This window comes from Pseudomonas sp. MH10, assembly GCF_034353045.1.
Taxonomy (GTDB): domain Bacteria; phylum Pseudomonadota; class Gammaproteobacteria; order Pseudomonadales; family Pseudomonadaceae; genus Aquipseudomonas.
Genome location: NZ_CP133783.1, coordinates 5,046,510 through 5,063,865 on the forward strand (window position 1 = coordinate 5,046,510; position 17,356 = coordinate 5,063,865).

15 protein-coding genes are annotated in these 17,356 nt (G+C 56.7%); 4 read left to right on the plus strand and 11 right to left on the minus strand.

Features of this window, described 5'->3' with window-relative positions; translation table 11 throughout:
- Positions 1–16: 16 nt before the first annotated feature.
- The 9 genes from RHM59_RS22785 to RHM59_RS22825 all read right to left on the minus strand — a co-directional run bounded on the left by RHM59_RS22785 (position 17) and on the right by RHM59_RS22825 (position 10,543).
- Entirely contained in the window at positions 17–1,927 is a 1,911-nt protein-coding gene (locus RHM59_RS22785; protein WP_322165826.1) for a sensor histidine kinase, read from the minus strand.
- Positions 1,928–1,993: 66 nt separating this feature from the next.
- Entirely contained in the window at positions 1,994–2,728 is a 735-nt protein-coding gene (locus RHM59_RS22790; protein WP_322165825.1) for an amino acid ABC transporter ATP-binding protein, read from the minus strand.
- Entirely contained in the window at positions 2,725–3,393 is a 669-nt protein-coding gene (locus RHM59_RS22795) for an amino acid ABC transporter permease (protein ID WP_322185320.1), read from the minus strand. Before RHM59_RS22795 ends, RHM59_RS22790 begins: the two co-directional genes overlap by 4 nt.
- Entirely contained in the window at positions 3,390–4,136 is a 747-nt protein-coding gene (locus tag RHM59_RS22800) for an amino acid ABC transporter permease (protein WP_322165824.1), read from the minus strand. The genes RHM59_RS22795 and RHM59_RS22800 overlap by 4 nt, the downstream gene beginning before the upstream one ends.
- Positions 4,137–4,212: 76 nt before the next feature.
- Entirely contained in the window at positions 4,213–5,127 is a 915-nt protein-coding gene (locus tag RHM59_RS22805; protein WP_322165823.1) for a glutamate/aspartate ABC transporter substrate-binding protein, read from the minus strand.
- 316 nt (positions 5,128–5,443) lie between these two features.
- Positions 5,444–6,982: a glycerol-3-phosphate dehydrogenase gene (gene glpD / locus RHM59_RS22810; RefSeq protein WP_322165822.1), complete on the minus strand. Its 1,539-nt coding sequence runs from the start codon at positions 6,980–6,982 to the stop codon at positions 5,444–5,446.
- Between the two features lie 289 nt (positions 6,983–7,271).
- Positions 7,272–8,027, minus strand: a complete 756-nt coding sequence (locus RHM59_RS22815) for a DeoR/GlpR family transcriptional regulator (protein ID WP_322285483.1) — start codon at positions 8,025–8,027, stop codon at positions 7,272–7,274.
- Between the two features lie 106 nt (positions 8,028–8,133).
- Positions 8,134–9,642, minus strand: coding sequence for a glycerol kinase GlpK (gene glpK, locus RHM59_RS22820; RefSeq protein ID WP_322285484.1), 1,509 nt, complete (start codon positions 9,640–9,642; stop codon positions 8,134–8,136).
- A 31-nt stretch (positions 9,643–9,673) separates the two neighbouring features.
- Positions 9,674–10,543 carry an MIP/aquaporin family protein gene (locus RHM59_RS22825; RefSeq protein ID WP_322286748.1) on the minus strand — a complete coding sequence of 290 codons (870 nt, stop codon included), beginning with the start codon at positions 10,541–10,543 and terminating at the stop codon, positions 9,674–9,676.
- Between the two features lie 387 nt (positions 10,544–10,930).
- On the opposite strand from RHM59_RS22825, the gene ybaK reads away from it, so the two are divergent.
- On the plus strand, positions 10,931–11,401 hold the full coding sequence (ybaK, locus tag RHM59_RS22830; RefSeq protein WP_322165818.1) for a Cys-tRNA(Pro) deacylase: 471 nt from the start codon (positions 10,931–10,933) through the stop codon (positions 11,399–11,401).
- A 106-nt stretch (positions 11,402–11,507) separates the two neighbouring features.
- Positions 11,508–12,290: a PhzF family phenazine biosynthesis protein gene (locus RHM59_RS22835; protein ID WP_322165817.1), complete on the plus strand. Its 783-nt coding sequence runs from the start codon at positions 11,508–11,510 to the stop codon at positions 12,288–12,290.
- Between the two features lie 172 nt (positions 12,291–12,462).
- On the opposite strand, the gene RHM59_RS22840 is transcribed toward RHM59_RS22835, so the two are convergent.
- Entirely contained in the window at positions 12,463–13,500 is a 1,038-nt protein-coding gene (locus tag RHM59_RS22840) for an ABC transporter ATP-binding protein (RefSeq protein ID WP_322285485.1), read from the minus strand.
- Positions 13,497–14,417 carry an ornithine carbamoyltransferase gene (argF, locus tag RHM59_RS22845; RefSeq protein ID WP_322165815.1) on the minus strand — a complete coding sequence of 307 codons (921 nt, stop codon included), beginning with the start codon at positions 14,415–14,417 and terminating at the stop codon, positions 13,497–13,499. The genes RHM59_RS22840 and argF overlap by 4 nt, the downstream gene beginning before the upstream one ends.
- A 331-nt stretch (positions 14,418–14,748) precedes the next feature.
- On the opposite strand from argF, the gene RHM59_RS22850 reads away from it, so the two are divergent.
- On the plus strand, positions 14,749–15,039 hold the full coding sequence (locus RHM59_RS22850) for a hypothetical protein (protein ID WP_322165814.1): 291 nt from the start codon (positions 14,749–14,751) through the stop codon (positions 15,037–15,039).
- Positions 15,040–15,174: 135 nt separating this feature from the next.
- Positions 15,175–17,283: a molybdopterin oxidoreductase family protein gene (locus tag RHM59_RS22855; RefSeq protein WP_322165813.1), complete on the plus strand. Its 2,109-nt coding sequence runs from the start codon at positions 15,175–15,177 to the stop codon at positions 17,281–17,283.
- Positions 17,284–17,356: the final 73 nt, after the last annotated feature.

Below are 17,356 nucleotides of genomic sequence, written 5' to 3' on the forward strand. Positions count from 1 at the left end.
ATGCTTCCAGGCTCATTCATATCAATTGGGCTCCACGAGGCTTGGGAACAGTAAGCAGCGGCAGGCTGAGGACAAAGGTCGTGCCGCCGCTGAGTGGATGCTCCGCGCTGAGAGTGCCACCTGCCGCAGCGGCAAGACTGGCGGAAAGGGTCAATCCAAGCCCTAGACCGTGATCGCCCGGCTTGGTGGTAAAGAACGGTTCGAACAAATGCTTGCGTGCTTCGGAGTCGATGCCGTGGCCGTTGTCCCGCACGAACAGGCGGTAACGGCCGTCGGCCATTTCGCCTTCCAGCCACAACTCAGGCTGCGGTTTGCCGTGCATGGCGTCCAACGCGTTACCCATCAGGTTGACCAGGATTTGTTCTAGACGCGTCTGATCGATCTTCAGCGCCACGTTGTCGTAATGCTCATGCAGCTGCAGATGGAAATTTTCCAACCGGCCACCGAGTATTTGCAGTGCGGCGGCGACTGCCAAGCCCAAAGAGGCTTGGCCCTGATCATCACCGCGTCGAGCGAAGGCGCGCAGGCTGGCGGTTATTCGGCCCATGCGATCTACCAGATCGTTGATGGTCCGCAAATTAGTGCTGGCCGTGTCCAGAGCCCCGCGCTCAATGAACCGAACAGTGTTGCCGGACAAGGTGCGCAGGGCGGCCAACGGTTGGTTGAGTTCATGGGCGATGCTGGTGGACATCTGGCCGATGGCCGCCAGTTTGCCGGCCTGGACCAGTTCATCCTGAGCCCGGCGCAAGGTGTCTTCCGCTTGGCGTCGCTCCCGAATCTGACTTTTCAGACGTTCGTTACTGGCGCGCAAATCCGCCGTGCGTTCGGCGATCTTGCGTTCAAGTTCGTCATTGGCGGCTTGCAGCGCTTCGCGGGCAGCAAGCCGGGTGGCGATGACTTTGCGCCGCTCGTTCCATGCAATCAGCAAAAACGCCACCAGCGCACAGGCCACCGCCACCAACATCCCTTGGCGTGCGGCTTCGCTTTGCAACTCTTCCAGCGGCGTCAGCAAGGTCAAGTGCCAAGGCGTGTCGGCCAGTTGAGTAGTCTGTGCCAGGTAACTGACCTGGGTGTGCTCGTGATCGACGCTGCTGTTGGCAGGGAAGGTCAGTTTCTCCGTCCCTTCGGTCAGCGGCTCCCGGGCCAATGGCACCAGTTCGTTGAGCGGCCACCAGTAATATTGCAGGCTGCGGGCAAGGCGCTCTTTGATTTCAGGCGTCAGCGGGCGAACCGACTTGAGCCTGCGCGCCGGATCGCTCGACAGGATAATGATGCCGTTCTCGTCGGTGACATAGGCCTCCAGGCGCGCGCGCTGCCAGCGTTCTTCCAGTGCTTCGAGGCGAACCTTGATCACTGCCACTCCGATGATTTTGCCTTGCTCTTCCAACCCGTGGGCCAGGTAATAACCTGGCTCGCCAGTGGTAGTGCCGATTCCGTAAAAACGCCCCGGCAGACCGCGCACGGCATCCTGAAAATAAGCACGGAACGACAGGTCTTCCCCCAGATAGCTGTCGGCGTCGCGCCAGTTGCTGGTGGCGAGTACTCGGCCGGTGGTGTCGAGCACGTAAATCGCCCGACTGCGGCTGCGGCGATTTAGCCCTTCGAGGTAGTCATTGACGTTCTGGCGGAGTTCCGGCGTCGGGTCATTGAGCAGGCGTGAAACGCTGGACTCGAGTTCGAGCACGCTCGGCAAGTAGGTGTAGCGGTTGATTTCGCTTTCGACCGTGCGGGCGTGAAGCTCCAGCTGACGCTGGCCATTTTCACTCAGGGCTTTTACGCCATTGCGCTCACTGACCAGATAGCTGACGTAGCCCAGCGCGACCATCAGCAGCATGATCAGCGGGGGAATGAACAGATGGCGTATCAGGCGGGGTTTCACGGCAAGTGATGGCGGGGGCGCGCGATAGGATTCGGGGTCGCATTTCATCACAGTCGTCCGGGACCGACCAGCGTCCGTGCCGCAATCAGTGCGGGCACGGACAGCCGGGATTGCTTAGTGCTGCAGAATCTTGGCGAGGAATTGCTGGGCACGCTCGGAGCGAGCGGTCACATCCCCAAAGAATTCTTCTTTTTCACAATCTTCGACAATTGACCCTTGGTCCATGAAGATTACTCGGTTAGCCACTTTACGGGCGAAGCCCATTTCGTGGGTTACGCACATCATGGTCATCCCTTCTTGGGCCAATTGCACCATGACGTCGAGCACTTCGTTGACCATTTCCGGGTCAAGCGCCGAGGTGGGTTCGTCGAACAGCATTACTACCGGATCCATGGCCAACGCACGGGCAATCGCCACGCGCTGTTGTTGGCCGCCAGACAGTTGTCCCGGATGCTTATTGGCGTGGGCCGACAGACCGACCCGTTCCAACAGTTTCAGGCCTTTATCGGTGGCTTCTTCTTTGCTGCGGCCGAGGACTTTAATCTGGGCGATGGTCAGGTTTTCAACGATGGACAGGTGCGGGAACAGCTCGAAATGCTGGAACACCATGCCGACCCGAGAACGCAGTTTTGGCAGGTTGGTCTTTGGGTCGGCGATGGAGGTGCCGTCGACAATCACGTCACCTTTCTGGAACGGTTCCAGCGCGTTCACGCACTTGATCAGCGTCGATTTGCCAGAGCCCGAAGGACCGCAAACCACCACTACTTCACCTTTTTTGACTTCGGTGCTGCAATTGGTGAGCACCTGAAAGTCGCCATACCACTTGTTGATATTTTTGATGGAAATCATACGGCGAACCTTTTTTGCAGACGCTTCACCAGCTGCGAGGCGGCAAAGCTGATCACGAAATACACCAGACCGGCGAAGATCAGGAACTCATTGGAGCGGCCAATGATGTCGCCACTGGAGCGTGAGGCGTTCAGGAAATCGACCAAGCCAACGGTGTAAACCAGCGAGGTGTCCTGAAACAAGATGATGCTCTGCTGCAACAGCAGCGGGGTCATCTTGCGAAACGCCTGAGGCAGGATTATCAAACGCATCATTTGCCCGTAGTTCATGCCTAGCGCCTGGGCTGCACCCATTTGTCCCTTGGGAATGGCTTGAACCCCGGCCCGAACGATTTCGCAGAAGTACGCGGCCTCGAACATCATGAAAGCGATTAAGCATGAGGTGAACGCGCCGATGGGGGTGTCTTGGCCGGTGATCCAGCGCAGCACGAACGGCACGGCCAGATAAAACCAAGTGATCACCAACAGCAGCGGGATCGAGCGAAAGTAGTTCACGTAAGCGCCGGCGAATCGCGCCGCCAGTTTGCTTGACGATAACCGCATCAGCGCCAGAATCGTGCCCAGCGCAACACCACCAATAACCCCCAGCACCATCAGCTGCAGGGTCATGATCATGCCGTTCCACATGCCAGGCAGCGCGGGAATAATTCCACTGAAATCCATTATTTACCCCCCAAAGAGATCAGTCCGGGCACCGCGACTTTCTTCTCGATCAGGCGCATCAGCAGCATCAGGCTCATGTTCAGGGTGAAGTAGATCAAGGTTGCCAAGGTGAACGCTTCGAACAAGTTGGCCGAGAACTCGGCGGTCTGCTTGGTCTGCGCGAGCAGCTCCATCAGGCCGATCAACGAAGCCACAGACGAGTTTTTGAACACGTTCAGGAATTCAGAGGTCAGCGGCGGAATGATGATGCGGTAAGCCTGGGGCAGCAGCACATTCCAGTAGATCTGTGGCAGCTTGAAACCCATGGCCCTGGCAGCGGACTCCTGGCCACGGGGCAACGCTTGAATGCCGGTGCGCACTTGTTCGCAAACCCGTGCAGCAGTGAACAGACCCAAACACACCACGACGCTCAGAAAAGCCGAGGTCGTTGGGTTCAAGTCCTGCTTGTACCATTCCTGCAGATTGGCAGGCAGCAGATCCGGCACCAGGAAGTACCAGATAAACAGCTGCACCAGCAGCGGAACGTTGCGGAAAATTTCCACGTAAACCGTGGCAATGCCCGATACCCAACGGTTCGGCACAGTTCGCATGACGCCGAGCACAGAGCCCAGCAACAGCGCGATTATCCAGGCGACGACGGCAATTGCGATGGTCCAACCCAGGCCGGTCAGGTACCAGTCCAGGTAGATCTCGTTGCCGATGCCGGTGGACTTGAGGAATACGCCCCAGTCCCAGTTGTAATTCATTCAGGTTTCCCCTCCTTTCGAACGATTCAAAACCCGAGCGCGCGTTGGCGCCCTCGGGTATTGGATGAGCCGGTGCTTAGATTTTTACGTCTGGAGCTGGCTTGTCGGTAGGGGTGGCGATCAGCGCTTTGAGTTGGTCGCTCATCGGGAACATCAGGTTCAAGCCCTTAGGCGGGATCGGCTGAGTGAACCACTTGTTGTAAATGGTGTTGATTTCGCCAGAAGCGAAGGTGGCCTTAATGGCGTCATCCACGGCTTTCTTGAACGGGGCGTCTTCTTTGCGGACCATGCAGCCGTAGATTTCGTATGATTGCGGCACACCGGTCACCGCCCAATCAGCGGGCGTCCGGGCTTTGGCCATTTCACCGGCGAGCAGGGCGTCATCCATCATGAACGCGACAGCACGACCGGATTCCAGCATCTGGAACGATTCGCCGTGGTCTTTAGCGGAGATCACATTCATGCCCATCTGCTTGTCAGCGTTCATTGCTTTGAGGATGCGCTCGGACGTGGTGCCCGCAGTGGTCACGACGTTCTTGCCTTTAAGGTCAGCGAAGTCCTTATAGACGGAGTCTTTTTTCGACAACAGGCGCGTGCCGATTTCGAAAATCCCGACCGAGAAGTCGACCTGTTGCCCGCGTTCAGCGTTGTTGGTAGTGGAACCACATTCAACGTCCACCGTGCCGTTCTGCACCAGCGGGATACGGGTTTGCGACGTGACCAGGTTGTACTTGACCTTCAGGTCCGGCATGTCCAGGTCTTTCTTGATGGCTTCAACGATTTTCAGTTGGATATCGTGGGAGTAGCCAACCGGAACGCCGGAAGCATCCGCCAAATATGAAAAAGGAATCGAGCTATCACGGTGTCCGAGGGTGATGGTGCCGGACTCTTTGATTTTCTTCAGTGTGCCTGTGAGTTCGGCAGCGAAAACTGGAGTGCTAATCAGAGCGGCAGCGATTGCTGCGCCCAAAAGATGGGGAACGATGCGCATCAGTGAATCCTCGACTTTGTTTTTTTTGTGGGACCGACAGGGGCGGTCCGCTTACAGAGCGAATGCTCTAACGGCGGCCCAATCAGGGGCGCGCTGCGATCAATGCATTCAACGAAAGGTGTAGAGCATGACTCGTGCCACATGTAGGTCGTGGGTTATCTATATGATTTATAAGGGTATATTTTGTTTTTGTGCGCGAGAGGGTTGAGCTGGTGTCCGGTAAACCGAACCAACGGTTGTTGGGTGTTCGGAAAACCGAATGGTTTGAGGAGGGGTTAGCCCAGCCTCCCCGTTGCGGGAAGGCTGTCAGGTATATTTACGCCGCTTCAATACTGGTTTTATGGCGCGCGACGGTATTGAGATAGGTTTGCACGCGCTGCTGTTCTTCTGGCGTAGTGAACAGGCCCAACTTGCTGCGGCGCCAAAGGATGTCTTGCGCGCTCAAGGCCCACTCCTCGCTGCATAGGTAGTCAACCTCGCGGGTATACAGCCCACCTCCGAGGTGTTCGCCCATGTTGGCAAGCGTTTGCACACCTTCGACCAAGCGCCAGCTGCGGGTGCCGTAGGTGCGAGCCCAGCGACGGGCGACTTCGGTGGGCAGCCAGTCAAAGCGCGTTCTTAATTCGTTAGTCAGCGCTTGGAGTGAACCCATGTCTTCACCCCCTGGCAGGCTGGCAGTGGCCGTCCATTTGGGTTTCATCTGCGGGAAGAACGGTGCAAGTTCCGCCAGGGCCGACTCGGCCAGCTTGCGGTAGGTGGTCAACTTGCCGCCAAACACCGAGAGAATCGGTGCCTCTTCCTTACTGCCCGACAGCGACAGGGTGTAGTCACGTGTGATCGCTGACGGGTTGTCAGACTCGTCGTTACACAGCGGACGAACACCGGAGTAGGTGCGCAGGATATCGCTGCGGCTCAGCTGCTTTTTGAAGTGCTCATTGACCACATTAAGCAGGTAATCGATCTCCCCCTCGGTGATGGACACCGCGCTTGGATCGCCTTGGTATTCGCGGTCAGTGGTGCCAATGATCGTAAAGCGTTCCAAGTACGGAATCGCGAAAACGATACGCTGATCTTCGTTTTGCAGGATGAACGCGTTTTCGCCGTCGTACAGGCGGGGCACGATCAAATGGCTGCCCTGAATCAGGCGAATGCCGTACGGCGACGTAAGTTTCAAGTCGTCGCGAATGAACTTGGCAACCCAGGGCCCTGCCGCGTTAACCAGCGCTTTGGCTTGAATTGAAAACAGACTGCCATCGGCCCGCTGCATATTCAGGAGCCACAGACCTTTGCTGCGACGGGCATTGATACAACGGGTTTGCGTATGAACATGCGCGCCGTTTTCCCGGGCGGCCATGGCGTTGAGCACCACAAGCCGCGCGTCATCGACCCAGCAGTCAGAGTATTCAAAGCCCCGGGTGATGCTGGCGTTGAGCGGACTGTCGGCGCCAAAACGCAGGCTGCGCGAGGCTGGCAGCTTTTCCCGCTTACCCAAGTGATCATACAGAAACAGCCCGGCACGGATCATCCACGCCGGGCGCAAGTGCGGACGATGTGGCAGCACGAAGCGCATCGGCTTGACGATGTGCGGGGCTTTAGCCAACAACACTTCACGCTCGGCGAGGGATTCGCGCACCAGGCGGAATTCGTAATGCTCAAGGTAGCGCAGGCCCCCGTGGATCAGCTTGCTGCTGGCCGAGGAGGTATGGCTGGCCAAGTCATCTTTTTCGCAAAGGAACACTGACAAACCGCGACCGGCTGCGTCTGCCGCAATCCCGACACCATTGATCCCACCACCAATCACGGCGATGTCGTAAGCCTCGGAAGGCGGTAGCACGGGCAAGGAAGAGTTGGGCATCTGGCGGCCTCTTTGTTCTAGAGTTTAAAACGTGGCTGAACGGCGAATCCGAACACTTATGTTCAATTTCGAAAATCATAGCGCAATAAACACTGGACGGCCAGTCGACATCTATTGAAAATATCGATCAAGGAGTGGGGTAAAGGAACAAAATCGAACATTTTGGAAGCGAGGATATTGCGTGCCGCTACTCCTCTGGAGGCGCTAACTTGTTAGCGAAGGGCGTTGTGCGCAGTGTCAGGCACACTGCATCAAGCTTTCTCGCCAACAAGTTGGTATCTACAAACGGTCAAACCACCTCAAGTCGGATCTTGTACTGGGTCAACAACTGCATCAGGGCGGGCACCGGCGCGTGGTCGGTCACCAAGCAATCGATCAGGCTGATCGGACCCAGGCGGACCATGGCGTTTCGTCCGAATTTGCTGGAGTCAGCGGCCAATATCACCTGCCGGGCGTTGGCAATGATCGCTTGGGAAACCCGCACTTCCTGGTAATCGAAGTCCAGCAGGCTGCCGTCTTCATCGATGCCGCTGATGCCGACCAAGGCGAAGTCGACTTTGAACTGGTTGATGAAGTCGACACTGGCCTGGCCGACCACGCCGCCGTCGCGACGTACGTTGCCGCCTGCCAACAGGACTTCGAAGTCGTCCTTGGCGCTGAGGATTGAAGCAACGTGCAAGTTATTGGTGATGATCTTCAGGTTGTTGTGACTCAACAACGCTCGAGCGATGGATTCGGTGGTGGTGCCGATATTGATGAACAGCGAGGCGTGATCCGGTATCTGCGCAGCGATCGCCTCGGCAATGCGCTGTTTCTCGTCGCGCATCTGGTCCGCGCGCATGGCGTAAGCCGTGTTCTCGATGCTTGAGTCATAGGCCGCGCCGCCGTGGTAGCGGCGCAACAGATTCATTTCCGCCAGTTGATTGATATCTCGGCGAATGGTTTGCGGGGTTACGACAAACAGCTGAGCCATTTCTTCGATACTGACGTAGCCGCGATCCCGAACCAATTCGAGAATTTGCTGCTGACGGGGAGGCAGATTCATTGTTTTGATTTTCCTGTCTGGCTGCCATTCAAATGGCGTCCATGATGCCGCAGGCAACTAGTGCCTGTCAGCCGGAAACTCAACCTGCTCCCCGTACGGGCCTTGATCAGTCGGTGTTTTCTTCGTGGGGTTCCCAGTCACGGGTACGGCTTACTGCTTTCTGCCAGCCCGCATACAGTTTCTCTTTATCGGCATCCTCGAGTTGAGGTTCGAATTCGCGCTCAATTACAGCTTTGCTGCGCAGCTCATCCAGGCTGCCCCAAAAACCGATGGCCAGGCCCGCAAGGTACGCGGCACCCAGTGCGGTGGTTTCGCGCATTTGTGGGCGTTCGACCATGGTGCCCAGGATGTCTGCCTGAAACTGCATGAGAAAGTTGTTGGCAACCGCGCCGCCGTCCACGCGCAGCGACTTCAGGCGTTCGCCGGAATCCTGTTGCATGGCGTCCAGTACGTCACGTGTCTGATAGGCAATGGATTCCAATGCCGCGCGAATGATGTGATCGACTTTGACACCACGGGTCAGGCCAAACAGTGCGCCTCGGGCATACGGGTCCCAGTACGGCGCGCCCAGTCCGGTAAAGGCGGGGACGAGATAAACACCATGGCTGTCTTTGACCTTGCCGGCGAAATACTCGGTGTCCAGCGCGTCATTGATCAGTTTCAGTTCGTCACGTAGCCACTGAATGGTCGACCCGCCGTTGAATACAGCGCCTTCCAGCGCGTAGGCAACTTCGCCGCGAGGACCGCACGCGATGGTGGTGAGCATGCCGTGGGCAGACTGCACGGCTTTTTTGCCGGTGTTCATCAGCAAGAAGCAGCCAGTGCCGTAAGTGTTTTTGGCCTGGCCCGGCTCAACACACATTTGCCCGAACAACGCGGCCTGCTGATCACCGGCGATACCGGCGATAGGAATGCCGCTTTTGCTGTGACCATAGACTTCCGAGGACGAGCGAACTTCAGGCAACATCTCGCGGGGGATATCCAGCACCTGCAACATCTTTTCATCCCATTCCAGGGTATGGATGTTGAACAGCATGGTGCGCGAGGCATTGGTGTAATCGGTGACATGCACCTTGCCGCCGGTGAATTTCCAGATCAGCCAGCTATCAATGGTGCCGAACAACAGCTCGCCTTTGCGGGCGCGTTCGCGGCTGCCTTCAACGTTGTCGAGAATCCACTTCAGCTTGGTGCCGGAGAAGTACGGGTCGGTGACCAAGCCCGTGGTCGCACGAATGTAGTCTTCGTGCCCATCGCGCTTGAGCTGCTGGCAAATCTCGGTGCTGCGACGGCATTGCCAGACAATGGCGTTGTACACAGGGCGCCCGGTATTGCGCTCCCAAACCACAGTGGTTTCACGTTGGTTGGTGATGCCGATGGCGGCGATCTGGTCATGGTGCAGATCCGCTTGGGCCAGCGCCTTGGTCATGCACGCGGTCTGAGTGGCGAAAATTTCCATGGGGTCATGTTCAACCCAGCCCGGTTGCGGGTAATGCTGGGTGAACTCGCTTTGCGCTGTACTGACCACGTTGGCGTCGCGGTCGAAAATCATCGCCCGTGAGCTAGTCGTGCCTTGATCAAGAGCAATGATGTAGTTCTTATTCTTTGAGTCAGTCATGTCGATTGCCTTGCACTAATGAATGGGTTTTTCAAAAACTGGCTGGAGCGTTATCCACAACTGCCTTGGGTGCTCGCGGTTTCTCAGCGACAGGTGCGCTAGGAAGGTAACGAGCAATCAGGCCGCGATAACCCGCAGCGCCTAGGCAGGCTCCCAGGATTGGCGCCGCGATTGGAATCAGAAAGTACGGAATCTCTCGGTCGCCGGTGAAGGCCATCTCGCCCCAGCCAGCGAAGAATGTCATCAGCTTAGGCCCGAAATCCCGCGCAGGGTTCATCGCGAACCCTGTGAGTGGCCCCATCGAACTGCCGATTACTGCAATCAGTAGCCCAATCAATAGGGGCGCCATTGGGCCTCTTGGCAAGCCGTTGTTGTCGTCGGTCAAGGACATGATTACGCACATCAGGATCGCGGTAATAACGAGTTCGACCAGAAACGCCTGTCCGGTGGAGATGGCAGGGTTAGGGTACGTCGAGAAAATCGAGGCTAATTCGAGGCTGGCTTGACTGCCGCGAATCATGTGATGAGTGTGTTCGAAATCGAAAAACAAGCTGATGTACAGTCCGTAGACAAGCGCCGCGCCGCAGAAGGCCCCTGCCACTTGCGCAATGATGTAAAACGGTAATTTTCTCTTTTCGAAATTACCGAAGATACACAGTGCGATGCTGACAGCAGGATTGAGGTGGGCTCCGGAAACGCCGGCGGTCATGTAGATCGCCAAGCTGACGCCTACTCCCCAGATGATGCTGATTTCCCACAGGCCAAAGCTGGCACCAGCGACCTTGAGCGCTGCAACACAACCTGTTCCGAAAAAGATCAACAGCGCGGTGCCCATAAACTCTGCGATGCATTGCCCCGTTAGCGTAGGTGCCTGAGGCAGTGGCTGATTAGCCGTGGTCATGAAAATCCCCTTATTTTTGTTTTTCTCGAACGTTGTCAGATGATCAGCAACATTCACTTTTTGTCTTGGGAGGAGAAACCCCATCTCCTCACAGGTTACGAACTTGGACCAGATTAATTCCGATTTATTCGTTAACGAAAAAATATAGACAATAAAGAACGCTGTCAAAGGTCGAAAGTGAACCATCAACCGCTTTATGACTGGCTGTCATGAAGACGTTGCTGGTTAATGCGTAAGAAAGATCTTTTTGTCTGTGTCAGCCCCTTCAAAGCATTTGAGTGTGAATGCTGACATAGGCTGAAATTCGCCGTTGATGCAGTCTTTTAGCGGCAGATGTCTTAAAGTGTGCGCAACAACTTCACGTCCAACCACCCTATGGAGAGCTGCATGACACCCGCGTTGGATTTATTAAAAAAAGTTCGGGCTGAGCACCATATTCACAGTTACGAGCACGACCCCAAGGCGGCGTCTTATGGGTTGGAGGCGGCGCAAGAGCTTGGATTGGAACCGGCTCGGGTGTTCAAGACCCTCTTGGCAGCCACTGAAAAGGGCGAACTGTTGGTTGCCGTGGTTCCGGTGTCGGGTACGTTGGACCTCAAGGCGCTGGCCCACGCTGCTGGTGCCAAAAAAACCGAAATGGCTGATCCGGCCGCCGCTCAGCGTGCGACGGGCTACTTGTTAGGCGGCATTAGCCCACTGGGGCAGAAAAAGCGTTTGCGTACGTTTATTGATCAATCGGCGCAGCCTTTTGCCACGGTATTTGTCAGCGCCGGTCGTCGCGGTCTTGAGGTAGAGCTTTCGGCTGCAGTGTTGGCCGAACATACCCACGGTGTTTTTGCCGAGATTGGTCGTCCGTAACGCGCTGTATGGTCGATGACCACAGATTCTGTGGCTGGCGGCACACTCAGTTGAAGTGCATGCTTGGTGTCAAATAACGATTCGAATACATCAGGGAAGTGATGGTATGCAGCTTGAATTTCATCAGGTCGACGCGTTTAGCGAGCACCCGTTCAGTGGCAACCCGGCGATGGTTTACCGGCTCGACAGCTGGCTGTCAGATGAGCTGATGCAAAACATTGCTGCCGAACACAATTTGGCAGAAACCGCGTTTTTGGTTCGCGAAGGCCTGGGTTGGCACATCCGCTGGTTCACACCCTCCACCGAGGTTCCGCTGTGCGGCCATGCCACATTGGCCGCCGCCCACGTGCTGTTCGAGGTTTATAGTGATTCAGCGGAGCGCATCGATTTTATCGGCAAGGCCGGGGCGCTGAGCGTTACGCGGGAAGGTGATCGACTTGTATTGGATTTTCCGGCCATGGTTCCGACCAGTGCAGCGGTGACCATTGAGCTTGAGCGGGCGCTGGGGGTGGACATTGTCGATGTCTATGGCTCAGTGGAGTTGATGGTTGTGCTGGAGTCCGAACAGGCGGTTCGAGATTGCGAGCCAGACATGGCTGCACTGATCCGTCTGCCTTGGCCGGGGGTGATTGTGACCGCAAGGGGCGAAACTCATGACTTCGTTTCTCGCTACTTCGCGCCGGCCATTGGTGTTCCTGAAGATCCTGTGACGGGCTCGACGCACTGTTCACTGATTCCGTATTGGTCGAGCCGGCTGGGCAAACTCAGCCTGAGCGCTTACCAATGCTCGACCCGTGGCGGCGAACTGTTTTGCCGTCTGGAAGGCGACCGCGTAAAGATTGGCGGTCATGCGAGATTGGTCGCAAGTGGGAAATTGTTGTTGGGGTGAGGTTTTCAGTCACGAAGGATGTGTGAAGACTCGCGTCACCGTGGGAGCGAATTCATTCGCGAATGGCTTGGCGCGGTGTGTCAGATTTACCGCTTCCCGAATGAATTCGGTCCCACATATTCCCGGCATGACTTGATGGACTTCACCAGTTGGCTCCTACAGGGCGCGGTGTTTATGCCTGAAACACTACTAGCGTCTGTTCCTTCACTCGAATCCCCACTGCTTCACCCGGACGATAATCGCAGCGGCTTGGTAATAGCGCTTCAAGCGGCGCGCCGGATGGCAAGCGCAGTCGGTAAAGCGCCGACGCGCCCTGAAAGGTCTTGCTAACGACCACGGCCTTTATCGGGCTGTCCGGCGCATCTACGATATCGTCCGGGCGCAGCAGTATGTCGACGGCAGTGCCAATAGCGAAAGTGCCCTGACACTGCAACACACCCAGTTCCGATTGCACCCATCCTGTATCGATAACCTGACCGCGAACAAAATAGCCCTGCCCAATGAAGCTGGCGACAAAGGGCGTTAGCGGGGCGTTATACAGGGTGTACGGTGTAGCCCACTGCTCTAGGCGACCTTCGTTGAAGACTCCTACTTGATCGCTGACAGCAAACGCTTCTTCTTGGTCGTGGGTCACCAGAACAGCACTGGTGCCCCGAGCTTTGAGGATGTCGCGGACTTCGTGGCTGAGTCGGCGACGCAATTCACCGTCCAGGTTGGAGAAGGGTTCATCGAGTAGCAACAGTTGCGGTTCGGGTGCTAGGGCCCGGGCCAAGGCAACCCGCTGTTGTTGACCGCCTGACAGCTCATGGGCAAAGCGTTTACCCAACGAGCCAAGGTTGACCAGCTCGAGTAATTCATCGGTGACAGCGTTAATTCGCGGGTGGTTGCGAATGCCGAATCCAACGTTGGCCGCGACGCTCAAATGGGGGAACAGTGCGTAATCTTGAAAAACCATGCCGATCCGACGTTTCTCCGGCGCCAGGGTAAAACCGGCTCGGGAAATCACTTCACCATTTAGGGTGATGTCGCCCTCAAGCAGCGGTTCAAAACCGGCAATGGCGCGCAGCGTTGTTGTCTTGCCGCAACCGGAAGAGCCCAGCAAACATCCGATATCACCCGCATTGAGGTGCAGACTGAGCGCCTGCACCACGGGTTGACCCTGATAGCCACAGGCCAGGTTTCGCACGCTCAACAGTGCCGGCTGACTCATTCGCTGCGGTAGGCTGGCTTGACCAGAAACTCAAGCAGCGCTTTTTGCGCGTGCAGGCGGTTTTCAGCTTGGTCCCACGGGACGGCGCGGGGGTCATCAAGTAGGTCAAGGCTGATCTCCTCACCACGATGTGCCGGTAAACAATGCATGAACAGCACGTCTTTAGCGGCTAGATCCAGTAGTTCACGGGTGACTTGATACGGTGCGAACAAGGCCAGGCGATTGGCGGTCTCTTCTTCTTGGCCCATGGAGGTCCAAACGTCGGTGCTGACCAGGTGCGCGCGGGCAACGGCTTGCCGAGGGTCACGCACAACGCTGACCCGATCACCGGCCAGTGCCAGAAAAGCTGGGCTAGGTTCGTAGCCTTCAGGGCAGGCAACGCGCAACTGGAAGTCGAATTTGATCGCCGCTTCTATATAGCTGTTGCACATGTTGTTGCCGTCGCCGATCCAGGCCACGGTCTTGCCTTGAATCGAGCCTCGATGCTCCAGGAAGGTTTGCATGTCCGCCAGCAATTGGCAGGGGTGCAGGTCGTCGGACAGACCATTGATGACCGGAACGCTGGAGTGGGCGGCGAATTCGATCAGGTTGCTGTGGGCAAAAGTACGAATCATGACCGCATCGACCATACGCGACATGACCCGAGCGCCATCGCCGATAGGCTCGCCGCGACCCAGTTGGGTGTCTCTTGGGGACAAAAAGATCGCCTGTCCGCCGAGTTGGATCATGCCCGCTTCAAAAGAAACACGCGTCCGAGTCGAAGATTTCTCGAAGATCATTCCGAGAACCCGGTTTTTTAGCGGCTCGAAAAGTACGCCGCGATTTCGCAGGTCCTTCAGCTCTACGCCGCGACGAATCACACTGGCCAGCTCTTGCGGCGTGTAATCCATCATGGAGAGAAAGTGCCTTGCGCTCATCATTAACTACCTTTTTGCAACAGACCGCAGATACTCTAAGCCGGGTTTTATCGGGAAAACGGGCGAGACCTGCGGCGAAAGCCGCACGGGGCGACGAATAGGGAAGGCGCGATGGTATAAGCAAATGTCGCGTATTGCCAATAGCGAGCTAACTTCAACATGTTGGGGGCATTTGTACACTGTGGCCCCGCGCTTTGGCAATTCGTGCAGATCTTGTAATAGTGACATTCCGTAACGTGGGTTATGTATCGAGGCTTTGTCCGGTGCGTACCATTTCCTAAACAGCCGCGCTGAGTTATAAAGGTTGCTTGCTCACAGAGGGGCTAGGGGAATGGAATCTAAAGAACAGCAACTAACGGAACTGCTCGGGCACACCGCCCGCACATTGACGCATCTCACAGCATCAATGACGTCGATGTCGTTTGAGTTGTTGCGCAGTAAGGATGAAGTGACCCGAATGGCGGGCAAGCACATGATTGATCGCATGGCGACTATCAGCGCCGGGCTTGATGATCATTGGCGTTTAATCGGCGAACTTACCGGTGTCCACATTGCTCAGGAACAGATCGAAACCGTGCATGAGCTGCAAAACACGCTCAAGGCGGTCGTGCTGCTGACTTAAGCACCAGTGGTGAGCATTGGTCCGCCTGATGCCGCCCGATTCACACGACAAACGTCTCTGGCGTAGTTGTGCTTCAAACGCCATAGTTTTGTTTCCGCGATCGTCTAGGTCGTTCATAACAAAATGAGACTGGCGATGACCAAGACTCTCCACCACCGTGCCTGCCATCTGTGTGAAGCTATCTGTGGCTTGACCATCGAGACCACCACGCAAGAAGGTGCCGACACCCGGATTACTTCCATCAAGGGTGACGCTCTGGACAGTTTCAGTCGCGGCCACATCTGCCCCAAGGCGGTGGCGCTGCAAGACATCCAAAACGACCCTGATCGCCTTCGGCAGCCCATGCTCCGTGTCGGCACGCAATGGCAGCCCATCGAGTGGCAAGCAGCATTCGAGCTGGTGGCTGAGCGTCTGTTTTCAATTCAGCAGCGCGATGGTCAAAACGCAGTGGCGGTTTATCAGGGCAACCCCAGCGTTCACAACTATGGGTTGATGACCCACAGCAATTATTTTCTTGGGTTGTTGAAAACCCGCAATCGGTTTTCTGCTACTTCTGTCGACCAACTGCCGCATCACCTGACCAGCTATTTGATGTATGGCCACGGCCTTTTGCTGCCGATTCCTGATATTGATCACACCGACTTCATGCTGATTCTGGGCGGCAATCCGCTGGCCTCGAACGGCAGCATCATGACCGTCCCGGACGTCGAGAAGCGACTGAAAGCTATTCAGGCGCGGGGTGGCAAGGTGGTGGTGGTCGACCCTCGTCGCAGCGAAACGGCAGCGATTGCCGATCAACACTTGTTCGTGCGCCCCGGCGGCGATGCAGCGTTGTTGTTTGGTTTGCTCAATACGTTATTTGAAGAAAACTTGACCCGCACCAGCCACGTGCCAGTGGATGGGTTGGACGTGGTGCGCCAGTCAATAAGCCATTTGAATGCTGAAGCCATGAGCTCACGCTGCGGTGTGCCCGCCGAGCAGATTCGCCAACTGGCGCGGGACTTCGCTGCGGCAGACAAAGCGGTGTGTTATGGCCGGATGGGTATTTCCACCCAGGCGTTTGGCACGCTGTGTCATTGGTTGGTACAACTGATCAACCTGGTGACGGGCAATCTCGACCGGGTGGGCGGCGCCCTGTGTACGGAACCGGCGGTGGACCTCGTTGCGTCCACATCAGGCGGTCATTTCAATCGCTGGCAAAGTCGCGTGTCGGGGTTGCCTGAGTACGCCGGTGAATTGCCGGTCTCCGCATTGGCGGAAGAAATGCTGAGCGAGGGGGAAGGGCAGGTCCGCGCGCTGATCACTGTGGCCGGCAATCCTGTGCTGTCGACGCCCAACGGTCGAAAGCTGGAACAGGCGTTGGACGGTTTGGAGTTCATGCTCAGCATTGACCTGTACATCAACGAAACCACGCGCTACGCCGACCTGATTCTGCCATCGACATCGGCATTGGAAAACGATCATTACGACACGACCTTTAATATGTTCGCCGTGCGCAATGTCACCCGGTTCAATCGCGCCATTCTGGAAAAGCCGGAAGGAGCGTTGCATGACTGGGAGATTTTTGTCGGTTTGGCCCAAGCGTTCGCCGCCAGAGCCGAGCGTGAGCTGAAACCTACGATACCGCCGTCACAAATGATCGACAGAGGGTTGCGTGCAGGGTTGTATGGCGACACCTCTGAACACAGGCTTTCCTTGGACGCGTTGCGTGATCACCCGCACGGTCTGGACTTGGGGCCACTCAAACCTAATTTGGCGTTGCGCTTGAAAACCGCCAACCAGCGCATTCAGGCAGCGCCGCAGGTCATACTTGCCGATCTGGCGAGATTCGCCGCGGTCGAGGCACCTCAGGCCGGGGAACTCCTGCTCATTGGTCGTCGCCATGTGCGCAGCAACAATTCCTGGATGCACAACTACCACCGGTTGGTGAAAGGTAAGCCACGGCATCAACTGCTTATGCACCCCGACGACTTGATCAGCCGGGGGTTGATCGATGGGCAGTGGGTCCGAGTCAGCTCGAGGGTCGGAGCGGTTGAGGTGCAGGTCCTCGGCAGTGCCGAGATGATGCCGGGCGTGGTCAGTCTGCCCCATGGTTGGGGGCACGCACGCCCAGGGGTGCAGATGGTGATTGCCGGTAATCAGCCAGGTGTGAGCGCCAATGACTTGACCGATGAGCGCCAATTGGACACGCTGTCCGGCAATGCCGCGCTGAATGGCGTACCGGTCCAGGTTGCCGCAGCGTGAGCTTCATCAGTCGATGGTCGACAGGGAGAGGCCGAGCGTAGCGCTCGGGTTTCCGCTACAATGCGCGACCGTG